A 16438-nucleotide genomic window follows, 5' to 3' on the forward strand; every position below is an offset into this window, starting at 1 on the left:
ATGCGACGCACCATCATCGTACTCGTCCTCCTAGGCATTCCGGCCGGAGCGTGGGCGCAGAACCAGACACCGAGTTCGAAGCAGGCGTTCCTGTTTCAGCCGTACTTCTTTGCTCTCGGAGACATGGGGGACGCCTACTTCGCGGCAGCGATCGACCAGGGCTACGTTGTCACTGAACGTTCGCAGCCTATCGCGACCACAACTCCCCAGTACGGGCTTTCCGACATGTTCTCCGGCCTTTCAGGCGGCTATGGGCTTTTCCTGCATTCCTCGCATGGGGGAGAGAATGGGACGGCTGCTGAGGCGTTCGAGTACACCCCGGACGGCCTGAGCGCGAGGGACAACAAGTACAACTACTACGTTACTCACGGCGTTCCAGCAGCAGACATCTACTCTGGCGAGTCCGCCCCCGATGGGTATCACATCAGCGTCCGACCGGCAGCGATCAGTTCGCGGTACGTCTCGGCCAACTCCATTGTCTACGTGATATCCTGCAGAGCGCACACGTGGAATGCGACCGCCTGGCCGAACTCTCGCTGCCGTCTGGGCTACACCCCGGACTGCTACCCCACGCCGGCGCGCAACGATGCGACCGCATTCTGGGACGCGATGCGCGGCGTGAATGGTGTCGCCAACCGAACGGTCACAAATGCAAAGAGCGGCACGATGATCGAGCTGGCGGGGGACGGTGCCACGACGCTCACGCCGTGGGTCAGCGGATTCTCACACACCTCCGGGACTAGCATCCCGGGAACGCTTGCGATCTGGTGGACCTTCGACACGGGCACGAACCAGGCGGCCAATCCGATCGGTACCGACGGGATCGTACAGCTCGTCTCGTATGTTTGGGATTCGTCCACGCAACTCTCGGCGACTGTCCAGTGCGCGGGCGACGGACAAGGGAACGTGTGGGCGAAGGGTGCGGCCATTGCAAGCGCCAACACGACGCAGTTGTTGCTGAACGGTTCGCGCAACTACTCCGTGCGCCTCACGTGCGGCGACAATCCCGCGGCGGACATCCACGGTATCACGTTCCGCGAGGGGATCGTGACCTTCGAGGTCGGTTCGGAGCCCGACATCGGACCCGGCGCCAACGATCACTACGAGATCGAAGCGAGTACGTCGCCTACCGGTCCATGGCGTGTCGTGGCGATCGTGCCGGATGGCGCCGGTCGACGCGCGATCCGCATTGGCAATGCCGATCCGTTTGTTCGGCTGGTCGAGGTCGAGAAGGACGGTGACCGCCTCGTTCACAACACGGCGCGCGCGGACGCCGCAGCCCAGGTCGTGTTGACGCCACCCTTGTCGGAAGAGGCGCGGCGGGAACGGTACGGAGAGCTCAAGCGCGGTCGAGCGCCCACGTTGGCTCAGCGCGCCTTACAAGTGACCGGCGAGACCGTCGTCGCATACGCGATCCCCGATCTTGTCTCGGTCGTCGAGTCCGAGATTGCATCATTCTGGAGCGCGCGGGGTGCCACGGTGACTGTGGTATCTACCATCGGCTTCCCAAGCGACCCCGATGACTTTCGCTCGGCAGTCAAGGCCGACATCGCGAGTCGCGTGGGGAGCGGAACGGACGCGGTGCTCCTCGTCGGTGACGCGAACGATCACGTCCAGTTCATGGGCGCGGAGTATCCGTCGCTCTGGCTTCCCGAGAACGGCTGGGAGACGATTCGCCAGAACTACCTGGCCGGCGGTTATAGCGACCAGTCGAGCCGCGACGGAATCCCGACCTACTACTTCGCGGATACCGACCCGCGCAGCGTGAACATGGGGTACGTGACCCCGTACTGGATGAGCGACTGGCCCTACGTCGACGTGGATGGCGACGGATTGCCCGACGTCCCGATTTCACGGTTACCCTTCACGACGCCCGATGAGGTGCAGGCATATGCAGGGAAGCTCCTCGAAACCCAGATCGGCGACTTTGGCGCCGAGAGAATCGGCTTGTTCGCCGGTGACGTCGATCATGGGGGAAACGAAGGAAGCGACATCCTTGCCTCGATGGCAGCGATTGCGAACATTGCGACTGGCAGGCAGCTCGAATGGTTGTACGAATCCGGATATCCGTCGATCGTGGATCGCAACGCGGCAGCCGCTGACATCTGGAACAGCGCACGCCCGGAAGTGGTCTTCATCCTGAGCACTTGGTCGAACCGAAGCTGGCCGGGAGGCTTCTTCGACCAGACGGTGACGCCGCCGTTCACGATGGACTACCTTGCCTCTCACACCGGCGTCGTCGTCGCACTCTCCTGCGGCGGTGCCAACTTCGCGCAGACCGAGGATAACGACTATGGCCGACCGATCGGCGAGCGCTTCCTTGCGGAGTGGCTCAAGGGTGCCATCGTTTGGGTTGGGCCGACCGTCGGTACCTGGCAGCACGCGAACGACCCACTCGCAATCTCGTTCGCCGAGGAGCTCTTCACCGACTTCTCGCGACCAATTGCCGCCTCGTACCTGGTGGCGCTCCGGCGGATCCTCATAGATCACGCGAACCAGCCGGAGGTCGTCCGGTCAGTGCTCTCGACGTCTGTCCTCGGCGACCCGCTCGCCCGGGTCAACAGGACCCAGGTCGCGACGGCGGTCGGCGGCTCGCCTGGCCGCCTGCGGTTCGCCTTGGAGCAGAACGTGCCGAATCCCTTTAATCCGGTGACGCGGATCGGCTTCTCGGTGTCGGAACCGGGGCGCGTGTCGCTGCGTGTCTACGACGTGCACGGGCGACTCGTTGCCACGCTGACCGACGGCAGCTTCCCCGCTGGCCGGCACTCCCTGCTCTGGGACGGCAGGAACGCGCGCGGTGAGAGCGTGGCATCGGGACTGTACTTCTACCGGTTGCTAGCGGGGGACCGTTCGGAGAGCCGCAAGATGGTGATTCTGAAATGAACGCACGTGCGAATCAGCATAGAGGTCAGAGTGTACCAGGTCGGTGCGCCGTGGTCGTATTCACCTTTGTCGCCTTCGTGTTCGTTCATGGCGTGGTGGCCGCGGCGACGCAGGGCAGCGAGCGCGCTACCATGCGCGACGGTGTCAAGTACGTCGTGAATCCAGGCGTCGGTACCGAGCCAGCGAGGGTATTGACGACAACTGAGCTCTGGCGACGAGGCGGCGAGGAGGACGAGGTCGTCTTCGGAACGATCGGGGACATCGTCCGCGACCGGCTGGGCAACGCGTACGTCCTGGACAACCAGTTGAGCGCGATCCACGTGATAGGGCCGGACGGCGCGTACGCGGGCACTGTAGGTCGCAAGGGCGAAGGCCCGGCGGAGTTCCGCATGGCGAGTGGAATCGTGCTGCTGGAGGACACCGTGCTGTGCATCACCCAGGTGATGCCGGCACGGGTGGTCAAGCTGAGCACGGGCGGCCATGCCCTTGGCGACCATCCCCTCTCACGCGACCTCGTCACCTCGTACCTCAACGGATGCGCGGTCGTCGATGGCCGCCTGGCCGTCAAAGCGAGTCGGATGACACGCGACAAGACGTCCGTAGCGCTGCAAACGGTGTTTGGCGTGCTGGACGAGACCGGCACCCTGGCCAAGACGTACTGGGAGCGGTTCCAGAAAGCCGACTTCGCGAACATGCAGTTCGACGAGAAAGCGGACGCGGAGCCGGTGTGGGCGTTCGGATCTGAGGGCCGACTGTATATCAACAGTGATTGGGACCGGTATGCGATCGAGGTGGTGGGTCCGGGCAAGAAGGTGGAGCACGTGATCGAGCGCGCGTATGAGCACCTGCCACGCTCGGCCGATGATCTTGAGGCGGTCGAAAAGCAGAAGCGGGCCGGGGAGATCTCCCCGGAGACCAGGGTCAGCGCGACCGAGCGCGATGTCGTGCGGCTGTTCCCGCGACACGACGGCTCGCTCTGGGTACTCTCGAGCCGCGGCGATCACGAGGTTCCCAGCGGCGTTATCGCGGTGTTCGACGAGTTCGATCGCGCGGGCGTGTTTGTGCGGTCGCTGACGGTGCAGGGGCCGCGGCATCCACACCTCGATGAGTTCTACCTGGTGGACGATCTCGTGTTTGTGGTAGTGAACGGCGCCAGCGGGAGTACCACGAGTAACGAGACCTCCGCGAGCGGGGAGATCGAGATCGTGTGCCTGCGCATGAGCGTGGGTCGCTAGGGCTGCGGCCGTGTCGCGGAAAGCGCAGACTCGGGCGATCGCCGCGTGGGCGCTCACCGGTCTGTCTTCTTTCGCCCTGTTGGACACCGACGCTTCGGCCGCCGCATTGCACGGGCTGGGTTGCCCGTGCCCCGAGAGTCCGCCGTCGTGGATCGCCTACCCCGATTCAGTCCGCGGGGCGCCGGACTTCTTCAGGAAATCCTCCATCCAGGTCCAAGAGGTTGTGCTGTGCGAGCGCGGCGTCCACTTTCTCTTTCGGAGCAAGCAAGCCGCGAAAATGCGGGAGACCTGCCTCTTCATCGGCGAACCGACGCTCGATCAGAGCCTGCAGCGACTCCCTGCGGATTCCATTCCGAGCGATATCGATTTTGAGCGAATGACCGAGCGCTTGGAGGCGGACCGCAGTGTGTTCGCCGAGCGGATGAAGTCGCTGCGGAGCATCCTCCGTCAGCCAGCGAATGGAAACCACCGTGTGGTTTTCAAGACGGGATGGTTCCGGAATGCCCCGAGGGTCTACCCAAGTGCACCGATCAAGTTTCGATGGAACGGACAGTCGGTCGAGCTGCCCGGCGTCTTGGATGTCTACTTTCGGGAGTAGCGCCACGAGAGTGTGAACATGCTCTTCGAAGGCGTGCGAGAAGCGTTCCTGGACAGCATGACAGACATGGCAAGGCTCCAGTTCCCGTGGGACGCTGGTGTCCAATGAAGCGCCAAACCCCTCCTTGCCCTCACGGACCCTCGTCATCCCCGGTTCGCAAAACGGTTCGCGCGAGGGTGACGTCCGCATCTGGCTGTGATTTCTTCGAGTTAGCAGCGTTGAAAGAGGATTATGATTCCGCTGCTCTAACCAGCTGAGCTACTCCGCCCACCCGTTCAAAATCGTATCTGTCGCCGGGAATGGATTCCGGAAACACGGAAGGCTGTCGCGGGCTGGAATCTAGCGCATGCCGGAACGTGTGTCAATCGGGTCAGAAGGGGCCACCGGCGGGGACGCCGGGGGCTCCACGGTTCTGAAACGGTTCGCGCGAAGATCTCACCGTCCGCGCTGAATCGGCGAGTCTGGCCCGAATATCTGGTACGCCTGCACGCGCACCTCCTCGACCTCGACGGCCCCGGCACTCTTGTCCGCCTGCGACAGTCCTGGCACGTCGCGGTAGACAGACCGCGCGACCGCCTGCCCGCCCCTCACGAGCACGAGAACGTTGCCCCGGAGGTACAACTGGTCGTTTTCCGGGTCGAACTCACAACGAACGTCGTAGCGCCCATAGCTCGACCCTGCTTCGTCGAACAGTTCGTATGTGCCCGCTCTGTCCGCCTCCTGGGACAGCGGGACGTGCGCGGCTGGTTTCACGAGGAAGAACTTGCCGTCCACCCAGTGCAGACTCGCAATTCGTGGAAACGACGCGCCCGGATCTCTCTCAAGGCGGCGAGCGAGTTCGCGCACGCGCGCGTCATCCCCATCCCATTCCGGCAGATCGACCACGCGCGCCTCGCCATCACAGGGATGTCCCATCGTAACGCGATATTCTCCGCCAGGATCTGCAAACAGCATGCGGCCATCTGGAGCAACGTCCCATCCGTGCACGACGAAAGCATAGAGGTCCTGAGGAATGAACACCACGCAGGCGGACGTGACGTTCCTGTCCGTCGTGAACAACGTCTGCACGCGGCCGTCCGTCACCCGAAGACGCCTGACAGAAGCGGACCTGCCGCTCGCATCGAACGCCTCCCCCGGGTCGGTCACCGGTCGGAGAGTATTGACGCTCGCCAGTATGAGTTCATCCCGGCGACCGGACGCCGCTCGCACCCAGATCGTGCTCGCGTAGCCTTCCTTCATGGCTGACAGATCGAACATGCCGCACGCATCGCCGCGCGGAGTAAGGCAGACTGCGTGTCTCGAGAACGTCTGCACGACCACGCAGCGCCCGTCTCGAAGGAGCGTCATGCGTTGTGGATGGCTCAGGTCCCCAGGGCCTTCCCCGGGGCGCCCGATCGAAGGGAGCACACGCCCCCCGAGAGTAATCGCCCGTACCTCATGAGTCTCGCGATCCAGCAGATAGACCACGCTGTCCGACACGGCAACGTCCAGGATGACACCCATCGGCGCCGGCAGAGACTCGTCGGAGATGTCAAACAGGAGTTGCGGTCGATGCAGAGTCTGCGCGAGGGACGGTGCGGCGGCGAACCCGATACAAGCACCCAGCCACGCTGCCGCACAGAAACATCGTATCGAAGAGATCCTCATGCCGACATATTGCACCAGTGGTTTACCTGATTCTGCCAGTGCCCGACTGCGGCTGTCTCAGGCTCACAGTGTGCGATGGGGATCATACCTGCCCACCCCGACAGACACTGGTTTAGACTGTACTCCGCGCCAGCTAATCCCATCAGCGCGCCGGTGCACCCATCGATAAATGGCACGGCTGGGGCCTCGGCGACAGCCGTCACGCAGACCACAAGAAGACAAACACCGATGAACACGCGGAAGTAACTCACTTGAACACCTCGCTCTCGATTGGGTAGGAAGCGGCGACTTCTCATTCGAGACCGGCTGCGAACCTTCCCCGAGTCGCCGCAAGACAAAGGCTATTCCCCCCCTGCGAACTGTCAAGCGTTCTCTGAACTGTGAAAGCACTCTATGTGACCGCATCACTGCGAAGCAATGGCCTTGCGCGTCCCGGGCGACTGGCGCTCCACGCGACTCAGAACCTTGGGAGCCCTCACGGCCCCTCGCGATCCCCGGTTCGCAAAACGGTTCACGCGAGGGTGACGTCCGCATCTGGCTGTGATTTCTTCGAGTTAGCAGCGTTGAAAGAGGATTATGATTCCGCTGCTCTAACCAACTGAGCTACTCCGCCCACCAGTTCAAAATCGTATCTGTCGCCGGGAATGGATTCCGGAAACACGGAAGGACAAGCGGCCTACAATCTACCCGACGCCCGGGCGGGTGTCAATCGGGTCGGGAAGGGTGCCCGGCCGGCAGGGAGCGTAACCCGGTGGGGGATGCCGGTCGGGCGTTTCGGCGGGTTGTCATCAGGGAATGCGCAGCACGATTGCGTGCGGGTCCCCGTCGCCAATATTACAGATGGCCCGCGGATCGGTGGCGCCGTGCACCTTGACCCGGTAGCGGTGCATCGACTGCTGCGTGTACTCGAAACGGAAGCAGCCATTGGTATCTGTCATCATTGACGTATGCCCGGAATGGTCCCACTCGTCCGACATCATCCCGCCGGCGCAGCGCTCGAAGTCCACCGCGACACCCGGTACCGGGCTTCCCGTCTGGCTGGAAACCACCGTGCTGTGCATAACGCCAAATCCGATAATGAGATGGCAACAATGGGGTGGCTCAGGCCTTGTCGTTTTCGTCCGGTTCGACGTCCCGAACCCGGGAAAGAGCCCGCTCGAACTTCCGCCGGCTGCCCCGCTTTGCACGCTTCTCCAGGAACTCCTCGGTAAGAAGAGCTGAAAGCTTCTCGGCCAGCGCGGTCGTAATGAGCTGATTGATCGAAACGCCCTCCCTCTCGGCGAGTTCACGAACCCGCTCGTGGAGCGACTCAGGCAATCGTAGACTGATGGTGCTCACAACTCTCCAATCTTCCGGAGGAATTCCCCGGGAGTGAGTGCCTCAACCCCCAGGCGCCGAATACCCGCAAAATCCGAAATGTTATGCGTGACAATGTAGTCCGACTCGCTCTCAACCGCGAGTTCCAGAACCATGTCGTCGCCGGGGTCACGGAGAAACGGGCGCCAGAGAAAGTGGACCTTGCGGTGCTCCGCGACCGAACAAACGTAGTCGAGAATGTCGTCTATGTCGGCCTGTCGAAGCCCCAGGGATCTCGATATCCGCTTGGAGGCGCTTTCGTACTCCAGAACCAGAGGAACCGAAATGCATACCTCGAACTTGCCTTGTCCAAGCAACTTCAGGAGCCGGTGGGACGCCCCGCGACGCGATCTCAGGCCGGCTACCAGTACGCTTGTGTCCAGGACGACGCGTGTCACTTTGGTATCATATATGATACCATTGAAATCGTCAAGCCCAGGCCGCCCCATGGTGTAAACTCGACTCCCGTTTGGGGCTGGAGGCCCGCGCGATGAACGTCTACACCCCCGCCGATCTGGCCCGAAACGTCCTCACCGACGCCACCATTGCCGTGCTCGGGTTCGGCAACCAGGGTCACGCGCACGCGCTCAACCTGCGCGACAGCGGGGCGCGTGTGGTGGTGGGGGCGCGCCGGGGCGGTTCCGGATGGAACGCGGCGGCGCGGGAGGGGTTCGAACCCCGGGAGATGGCCGGCGCCGTGGCCGCCGCGGACGTGGTGGCGCTGCTGGTGCCGGACGAGGACCACGCCGCCCTCTTTCGCGACATCGTTGCTCACGCCCTCAAGCCCGGCGCGGCACTCGTGTTCGCCCACGGCTTCTCGGTGGCATTCGGCGGGGTCGCGGCACCGGCCGGGCACGACGCGATCCTGGTGGCGCCCAAGGGGCAGGGGAACTTCCTGCGCAGCACGTACGTCGCGGGGCACGCGCTCACCAGCCTGGTGGCGGTGGAGACCGACGCCTCCGGCACCGCTCTTGCGAAAGCGCTTTCGTACGCCGCGCTGGTGGGTTGCCTGGGCGCGGGCGCCATCGAAACCACGTTTCGCGAGGAAGCCGTCACCGACATGTTCGGCGAGCAGGCGGTGCTGTGCGGCGGCGTGCCGGAACTGGTGCGGGCGGCGTTCGAGACCCTGGTGGCGCGCGGGTATTCGCCCGAGGTGGCGTACATCGAGTGTCTCCACGAGCTCAAGATCATCACCGACCTGATGATCGCGGGCGGCATCTCCGGCATGCGCAGGAAGATCAGCGGCACCGCGGCGTGGGGCAGCTACGCCAGCGGCCCGCGCGTGGTGGCGGAAGACACGCGCCGCGCGCTGGCCGCCGTGCTGGACGACATCGAGTCCGGCCGCTTTGCAAAGGACTGGCTCAACGAGGCGGCCATGGGAAAGAAGCGCCTCGACGCGCACATGCGCGAGGAAGCAGGGCATGAGATCGAGCGCGCCGGGCGGGCTGTCCGCAGGCTGCTCGATGCAGGTGCGAGTTCAACCCCGGATAGTGAGGAGCAATCGTCGTGAGTGTTTCAAGATCGACCATCGGGCGACGCCGCGCCGGCGCCGCATTTGCCGCGTGTGCGGTCATCGGGCTTGCCGTGTGGGGATGCGACAAGGGTTCCAACGAACAGGCGAAGACGGGCGCGAAGAAGACCGCGCCGCGCTACGTGGTTCCCGCGGCACTGGATCGCGCCCTCAATCCCACGGAACTCGACAGCATGCGCAGCATGAAGATCTCGCAGAAGATCACGCGCGACGAGTACTGGGACGGCTACGGCGGCGTGCTCGCCAACGACTTCGTCGAGGTGTGGTACCCCGACGGCGAGGTGAACGTGCTGCAGGGCGCGGCCACGCTCAAGCACGCCATGGCGGCGCGCCGCAAGCTCACCGAGGTGTTCGGGCGCGCGCCGGAGAAACGCGCCGTGATCATCTGCTCGGGCAACGTGGAGATGTACACATGGGCCACGGGGCGCGAGTGGTGGACGTACTCCACCATCGATGGAGACACCATCAGCCTGCAGGCTCCCATCGACCTGTACACGCGCGGACTGCTCGAGGTGGTGGGCCCGCGCGAGTACATCGAGTGGGCGATGGTGGAGATGACCCACGGCAACGCGCCGCGCTGGGTGCAGGAGGGCTTTGCGTCCTACCTGGCGGGAGAGGCGGTCATCCTGGAGGACATGCGCCAGGACTTCGTGGTGCTGGGCCCCGAGGCCATCAAGCCAGCAGAGACCGAGCGGGTGTTGAAGGAAGAGAAGGACCGCCGCGAGTCACGCCGCGCGGCCTACAACGCGTACCGCATGACCGAAGAGATCGTGAAGAAGCACGGCGAGACGGCGATGGCGGCGTGGATCAACGCGCTCGCCGACAACCCCGACCTCGATGCCGCCTCGCAGAAGGCGTTCGGCGAGAGCTACAATGCGTTGCTCGACGAAGCGATGGCCTGGGCGGCTATCGAAGCGTCTCCCTGATCGCCTGACCGCTCGACCTATTTGAGCAGCGTCATCTTTCTGGTGGCCGTGAACGCTCCGGCCACCAGCTTGTAGAAGTACACGCCGGTCGACACCGGTGCCCCGTTCTCGTTGCGGCCATCCCACACCACCCGGTACGCTCCCGGAGCCCGCTGCTCATCCACCAAATCCCGAACGCGGCGCCCGGCAACGTCGTAGATGGTGAGCGTCACGTGCGCGCCCGCCTTGATCGAGAAGGCAAGCGTGGTGGTGGGATTGAACGGATTGGGAAAGTTCTGCTCCAGGCGGTCGTGGTAGACGCGGGCGATCTCGGTGTCGAGCTGCCGGCCGACCGATCCGGTCATCGTGGCCGCCATGGCCGTGCCACCCGGATTGTCCACCAGGACCTCGCCATAGGAGAGCACGAAGTGGTCCTCGGTGATCTCGATGGGGTCCGACTGAAAGACGTCGAAGACCAGCCGCCCCAGCCGCTCGTTCGAGCCGGCGAATGACCCATCAACCAAGACGCCGATGAACAGTTCGGGCACGCCGTCGCGAACGGTCGGCGTAAAGAGCACGTCGCCGATCTCTCCGCCAGCTGGTTGCCACTCGACCAGCTCGAGGGTTGCATCTCCGGTTCGCAACATCAACACGCAGGCCGTCGTGGCGCCGATGTTCTCCAGATCAACATCCACGTAGAGGCGCTGGTGGGTGGCGGTGATGTACTCGCTGGTAAACCCCAGGACCATCTCGACGGTTGCTTCCATCAGCCCGGCGGGCGCGTTGACCTGCGAGTAGGGGCTCTGGTGGTTCACGTGCTGGGAGAAGTATGACAGGTCGAGCGTGCTGACCGCACCGTCGCCGTTGAGATCACAGCCGGCCACATAGGGCTTGGGCGGAGACTGGTAGTTGCTCCCGATATAGGCGAAGTCCCCCGTGTTCACGAGCCCAAAGGGTGCCACGAAATCCGGGGTCCGGATGTCCAGGCGCGCCTGTTCGGCCAGGGGCCAGCCATTGAGCAGCACGTCCACCATGTCCACGCCGCTGCCGCCGAGGTATCCGTGGCTGATGGCGGTGGTCCAGCCATTGCCGCTGGTGGCACCGCCGCCGGCAACCATGGATGAGTCGTCGTTGAATACCTTGCTCGAGAAGTCTGAAAGCCGGAGCTGGAACTCACCGCCCGCCACGTCGCGTGTCATGATGCCGTCGTCGAGGTCCACGGAGACGACCGCCGCGGGTGCATCCCCGTGCGGACAGGATGCGATCACACGCGAGTCGCCCGACGCAAAGGGAAAACTGCTTGGTTCCCCCAAAACGGTCGCATCCGGGGCACAGGCCACATCGAAGGCGCCCCATCGCTCGCTCGACGAAGCACCTGGCGCCGCCGGTGAGAAGGCGTAGAGGTGGTAGTCCCGGTTGGCTGCATCACAGAAGGCGGGATCGAGATTGTGCACGTTCGTTCCGGTCGTCACCCACTGGGCGTCGGTGAGCGATCCTGACGCTGCGTCGTTGTCGTAGAGCACGGAGTTCTGCACCGTGGCTGTCCCCGTCCAGCCGCTAATGGCCCGCACGGCGGGTCCGCCGTTGAAGGACACGACGCACTTCTCAAGCGTGGGCGCGCTGCTGCTCCGCGCCGCAAGCGCCGAACCGGCGTTCTCCACGATGGTGCAGTTGGTGAACGTCGGGCTCCCGGTCTGGATGTCGACCGCCGTATAGGCGTCCGTGTTGCCCGCAACCACGCAGCCATTCGCCGTGACACCCGCGTACGCATCGAGTGCCACCTCGCAATCCGTGATGGTGCAGTTGGTGAGCGTGATCGCCGTGTGGTTCTCGATGGCCCGGGTGGCATTCCTGATGACCACGTTCGCGAGGTTGCCGCTAGCAGTGGACTCGAACTCGATGCCGATCCAATCGCTGTTCGTGGACAGGGAGTCCGTGAAGGACTCGAAGACCACGGGGTTCTCCGCCGTTCCGTTGATGACGAGGTTCCCCTCCACCACGATCTGCACGCGATCCTGATCCAATCCCGTTCGTTCGTGGTCCGGCGCCACCCTGACGAGCACGCCGGGGCCAATGGTAAGGGTCTTGCCGGAGGGGATCGTGAGATCTCCGGAGATGTAGAACGCGCCATCACGGGTGTCGGCCGCCGACCAGGTCGTGTTCTCTGTCAAGGTTCCCCACTCGGTCAGGGCGCGGTAGGCGTTGACCTTGCCGTAGCCGTACTGGAAACTATCTGCTGGTGCCCAGTAGTACTCACTTGATTTTCTCAATCGGTGAATAACCTGGGCGGCATTCAAGTTGGCGAAGCGTGACCGTACAAGTGCTGCAACGCCCGAAACTTGGGGAGTCGCGAAGGACGTGCCTGCCCCAGAATACATTGTCGTCTCATCTGGAGAACATGGGTATGTGGAAGGACATGGTCCATGACTATCAACACGAATCCCCGAAGTTGAATCCGGAGCGACTTCGATGGGAGCAACGAAGTCTATGAGCCGTTGATCGGTCTTATACTTGCTGTAACAAACGCGGGCAGGCCCATTAGGGCCGGTTCGAGACATTCCACCAACAGACAGTACGTGCGGATCGGCTGCAGGAAAGTCAACGGCATTCCCCGCCGCGACACATGAGGCGTTCCCGGCCGCAGCGATCAAGACACAGTCATAGGCGCCACCGGGGTCGGTCACGTCGGCCACAGCCATCCAGAACTGATCCGTGAACTGACCGAGGCGCCCCCCGACGCTCATGTTTATCACCCGGCAGATATTGGCCATTGCGCGAAGCGCGATGGCCGCTTGGGCCGAGCCAATCACGCAAGTTGCCCTAACGTTGTAAACCGAACAATTGTGCGCAACACCAACGATGTCCTTGAAGTCGCTCGCCCCGCCGGGTTTGCGCGATTTCAAGCCATCGAGCCGTCCGACAGCAATGCTTCCCACTTCCACCCCATGCGTATGCCAGGACTCCACCTGCCAAGCATAGGGTTCTCCGCATACTTGTGCGGCCGGAAGTCCCCAGTTCTGTGGAATCCCGTACCAGAACGCAGCCTCCCCCTCGTCCGTACAGCCGTCGCATCCGAGCGAGATGTTTGTTCCGATGACGTTGTCAGCCACAAGGTCGTCATTGTTGTCGGCGCTGTTGAGGTCATATCGATTCACACCCGGGGAGCCACGATCTTCGAGGGCCACGTAGAACGGAGAGAAATCGCTATGCAGCCTCCAGACAATCCCGTTGTCGGTGGTGTCGACCATCGTGCCGTAGTCGAAAATCCCCACTACCACGTCAGGATTCCCACTCTCAATCACCCATGCCTCGGGTGCGTCGATATCGGACTTGTCGCCCGCGTCTGAATTGTCGAGGTACCACTGATCGCCAAAGCGAGTGGTGTCAACGCCGGGCACAGCCCTAACCGTGCCCGTTGGTTCAAATCGAAGAAGGCCGTTGGGCGTGACGTTCTCGAAAGCCGCCAACTGAGCAAGGTCAGCCGCCACGTCTTGGGGGTCAATGGCTGCCGTGTAGAACAGAAGGAATGCTCGGTCTGCGCTGCTTGATGATGATTCGTAGCTAGGAACGAGTTTGACCAACAGATAGCCACCGTAGTACGCGAACGTGCTGTCGACGGTGGAAAGGCCGACGCGCGCGGGCCCCGAGCCCACCTCATTCTCGATCGGCATACACGACGGTGAAAACGTGACAATAACCGCGCCCGGTGCGTAGTCAACCCCCACGGTATAGGCGGAGGCTCCGGTTCCCAGCAGCGCACCGCTGCAGAGAGTCGCAAAGTAAACAAGAGGTGTGCGCATTTGTGCACCCCCTGTCGTCATGTTATAGTTATGTATGGTGGAACTCAGGATCCCTGCGTAGGAAGGGGCGAGGGCCATTGCGGCCTGGTCTGACGTCCCGAAGCGGTTCACCGAGGATGCCCGCAGGGATCAGAAGGTTACCATGGATTGGTGTGGCCGGCAATGCGCAGTTGGGTTTGGCTTGTACCGCACGCTGTGCGCAGTGGCCATTCTTTTGCCAGGTGCCAGTCAGGCGCAACTGCCGACAGATATTTATCTTGGGGCGACGAGCCCGGATGTACGGATTGTCGGGGCGTCCTCGTTGGATCAAACTGGCTACGGATTCGCCCTGGGGGACTTCAACGGTGACACGCACTCTGATTTCGCCGTGCTTTCTCGCGGCGAGGACACCGCCAACGGCTATGCATTTGTGTCCGTTCTTTGGGGACCGCCACCTCTTCCTTCCAGCAACGATCTCGCGAATTGCCTTGGCGTGTCGCTTGTCCGCGCGAGCCCGGGGCAAGTTGGCTGGCTCGCCCAAATCGCCTCGGGAGATTTTGATGGTGATGGTCTGGACGACATCGCCCTCGGCATTCCGTGCCAATTCCCGTACGCGGACTGTGACGGAATAGTGTATGTGATCTTCGGGCGGACGGTGTTCCCGGACTCCCTTGAGTTGAACTCACAAGCAGTTGGGGTAACCAAACTCCTTGGAATGCCCGGTGCGGATGGCGCGCTAGGCTCGATGCTGGCGGTCTGGGATCTCGATCGAGACGGTATCGACGAGTTGATCATCGCTGCACCATTGAGCGTTTCGGGGAGCCAGATCTACGTTCTGTGGGGGAGATCTTCGTTCCCGCCGCAGATCGCAATGGCGGATCCCTCGTCATTGTTCACGAGGATAATCGATTCACGGCCCTATCAGTCGTCTGGAAAAGGGCTCGCATGCGGCGATGTCAATGGTGATCTTTGGCCCGATCTGCTGATCGGGTCCCCCGGAGAAGGCCAGGACAATGGTGAGGCCACGTTGTTGCTTGGGACTGACACGTATCCCGATACCATTCTCATTGCGACGCAGCCTCCCGCTTCAAAACGATTTCTTGGTGCTGGTCCGTACGATCAGACAGGGTACCGTGTGGCCATTACCGACATGAACGGAGATGGTTGTGGCGACATGGTGCTGTCCTCGTACGCGGGAGGACCAAATGGGTGCGAGGCCTGCGGTGAAGTCGACGTCGTACTTGGGGGGACGTCTCTACCGGCTTCGGCGGTATTGGGTTCGCCAGGGCTCAGAATGCTGCGTCTCATTGGGGCTGGGACAGGCACCAGCTTGGGTGTGGAACTGACGTGCGGTGATGTTAATGGCGATGGCTTCGGCGACGTTATGCTCATGAGCAAGCAGGACCTCTATGACGTGTCAGACAGCGGCCATGTAACTGTGGTCTACGGATCGTTCGTGCTTCCCGATTCGATTCACGTCGTTTCGGAACCGAGTGTGACTCGAATTCACGCCGAAAGCCGGGATAACAATCTTGGTCGTGGCCTTGCCGCCTTCGATATGACTGACGATGGAATCGATGATCTGCTTATCGGCGCCCCGGACTCAAGCCCACTCGCACGGTACAGGGCAGGAACCGTGTATATCATATTCGGCCCTGAGTGGAGCACTGGTGTAGGCCCATTGGACGGACTGTCTTCGAAGCAGAACCATCCGAACCCGTTCCGCATGACAACGGGCATTCCTGTCGTTCTTGCCACGGATAGCGACCTGTACATCGCGATATACGACGTGCGTGGCCGCGTCATTCGGCAACTTGCTAGCGAGCACGTGGCGAGCGGTGAGCATGTGTTCGAATGGGATGGTCGAGACGCACAGGGACGCCGCGTCGCGGCCGGGGTCTACTTCTGTCGAACCACCACGGACACGCGTTCCTCAGTCATCAAGATGACCGTGCTGCGTTAGCTGCTCCCTGATGGTATTCCACTGCCGGCGCCAAGAAGCACGGCGAGAAGGCGATGGCGGCGTGGATCAACGCGCTCGCCGACAACCCCGATCTCAACGCCGCCTCCCAGAAGGCGTTCGGCGAAAGCTACGACGCACTGCTCAATGAAGCGATGGCCTGGGCCGCTATCGAAGCGTCTCACTGATTGCGTCGTCCAGTTGTTCCAGACGCTGCTCCAGCGTGCCGGTGATGCCGGCGGAGATGCGCAAGAGCCCCGGTGAGATGCCCGCACGCTCCAGGTCCTCGGGGGACATTTCGCTCGAGGTCGAACTCGCCGACACCGACATCAGAGTATCCGTGAACCCCAGGCTCACCGCGATGAAGCCGAACTGCTTCTGGTTCTGCAGGTATTCCATGAAGCGGTTGGCGCGCTCCTCCGTTTTCAAATCCAGCGAGAACAGCCCGCCCCAGCCGTAGCCCTCGTTGCGCAGGCCCGCCAGCCGCTGGTGGTGCGGGTGCGTCTTCAGGCCCGGGTAGTGCACGCGCACGCCGCGGCTCTCA

Annotated in this window: 13 protein-coding genes and 1 pseudogene; 7 read left to right on the forward strand and 7 right to left on the reverse strand. The window is 62.7% G+C overall.

Translation table 11 applies throughout. The annotated features are described in order from the left end of the window. Genes OEX18_09840 through OEX18_09850 form a run of 3 tightly spaced genes read left to right on the forward strand, consistent with a single transcriptional unit; the run spans position 1 to position 4716 of the window. On the forward strand, positions 1-2883 hold the full coding sequence (locus tag OEX18_09840) for a C25 family cysteine peptidase (protein MDH4337559.1): 2883 nt from the start codon (positions 1-3) through the stop codon (positions 2881-2883). Positions 2884-2933: 50 nt separating this feature from the next. Then, the gene (locus OEX18_09845; GenBank protein ID MDH4337560.1) at positions 2934-4118 is read left to right on the forward strand and encodes a hypothetical protein; all 1185 of its coding nucleotides are present in this window, start codon (positions 2934-2936) and stop codon (positions 4116-4118) included. 10 nt (positions 4119-4128) lie between these two features. Beyond that, positions 4129-4716: a hypothetical protein gene (locus OEX18_09850; protein MDH4337561.1), complete on the forward strand. Its 588-nt coding sequence runs from the start codon at positions 4129-4131 to the stop codon at positions 4714-4716. Between the two features lie 435 nt (positions 4717-5151). Here the strand turns inward: OEX18_09850 and OEX18_09855 are convergent, their stop codons facing one another. The 4 genes from OEX18_09855 to OEX18_09870 all read right to left on the reverse strand — a co-directional run bounded on the left by OEX18_09855 (position 5152) and on the right by OEX18_09870 (position 8117). Then, entirely contained in the window at positions 5152-5973 is an 822-nt protein-coding gene (locus tag OEX18_09855) for a hypothetical protein (GenBank protein ID MDH4337562.1), read from the reverse strand. A 1178-nt stretch (positions 5974-7151) separates the two neighbouring features. Continuing rightward, on the reverse strand, positions 7152-7424 hold the full coding sequence (locus OEX18_09860) for a hypothetical protein (protein ID MDH4337563.1): 273 nt from the start codon (positions 7422-7424) through the stop codon (positions 7152-7154). 40 nt (positions 7425-7464) lie between these two features. After that, the gene (locus tag OEX18_09865; GenBank protein ID MDH4337564.1) at positions 7465-7701 is read right to left on the reverse strand and encodes a BrnA antitoxin family protein; all 237 of its coding nucleotides are present in this window, start codon (positions 7699-7701) and stop codon (positions 7465-7467) included. Continuing rightward, on the reverse strand, positions 7698-8117 hold the full coding sequence (locus tag OEX18_09870) for a putative toxin-antitoxin system toxin component, PIN family (protein ID MDH4337565.1): 420 nt from the start codon (positions 8115-8117) through the stop codon (positions 7698-7700). Before OEX18_09870 ends, OEX18_09865 begins: the two co-directional genes overlap by 4 nt. A gap of 92 nt (positions 8118-8209) precedes the next feature. On the opposite strand from OEX18_09870, the gene ilvC reads away from it, so the two are divergent. After that, positions 8210-9229, forward strand: coding sequence for a ketol-acid reductoisomerase (gene ilvC / locus OEX18_09875; protein ID MDH4337566.1), 1020 nt, complete (start codon positions 8210-8212; stop codon positions 9227-9229). Next, positions 9226-10176 (forward strand): hypothetical protein, encoded by a 951-nt coding sequence (locus OEX18_09880; GenBank protein ID MDH4337567.1) that lies wholly within the window; start codon positions 9226-9228, stop codon positions 10174-10176. Before ilvC ends, OEX18_09880 begins: the two co-directional genes overlap by 4 nt. A 17-nt stretch (positions 10177-10193) precedes the next feature. On the opposite strand, the gene OEX18_09885 is transcribed toward OEX18_09880, so the two are convergent. Together OEX18_09885 and OEX18_09890 are read right to left on the reverse strand one after the other, a co-directional pair. Further along, on the reverse strand, positions 10194-12218 hold the full coding sequence (locus OEX18_09885; GenBank protein ID MDH4337568.1) for a right-handed parallel beta-helix repeat-containing protein: 2025 nt from the start codon (positions 12216-12218) through the stop codon (positions 10194-10196). Positions 12219-12377: 159 nt separating this feature from the next. Then, positions 12378-13403: pseudogene (locus OEX18_09890) on the reverse strand (S8/S53 family peptidase). A 733-nt stretch (positions 13404-14136) separates the two neighbouring features. Between OEX18_09890 and OEX18_09895 the strand changes: the two are divergent. Further along, positions 14137-15897 carry a T9SS type A sorting domain-containing protein gene (locus OEX18_09895; protein MDH4337569.1) on the forward strand — a complete coding sequence of 587 codons (1761 nt, stop codon included), beginning with the start codon at positions 14137-14139 and terminating at the stop codon, positions 15895-15897. 53 nt (positions 15898-15950) lie between these two features. Further along, positions 15951-16082: a hypothetical protein gene (locus tag OEX18_09900; GenBank protein MDH4337570.1), complete on the forward strand. Its 132-nt coding sequence runs from the start codon at positions 15951-15953 to the stop codon at positions 16080-16082. Here OEX18_09900 and OEX18_09905 read toward each other — a convergent pair. Further along, on the reverse strand, positions 16063-16438 hold a 376-nt coding region (locus tag OEX18_09905), incomplete at its 5' end, for a PLP-dependent transferase (GenBank protein MDH4337571.1). The two genes, OEX18_09900 and OEX18_09905, sit on opposite strands and share 20 nt — an antisense overlap.

The sequence above is a fragment of the Candidatus Krumholzibacteriia bacterium genome, from assembly GCA_029865265.1.
In the GTDB taxonomy this organism is placed as follows: Bacteria; Krumholzibacteriota; Krumholzibacteriia; order WVZY01; family JAKEHA01; genus JAKEHA01.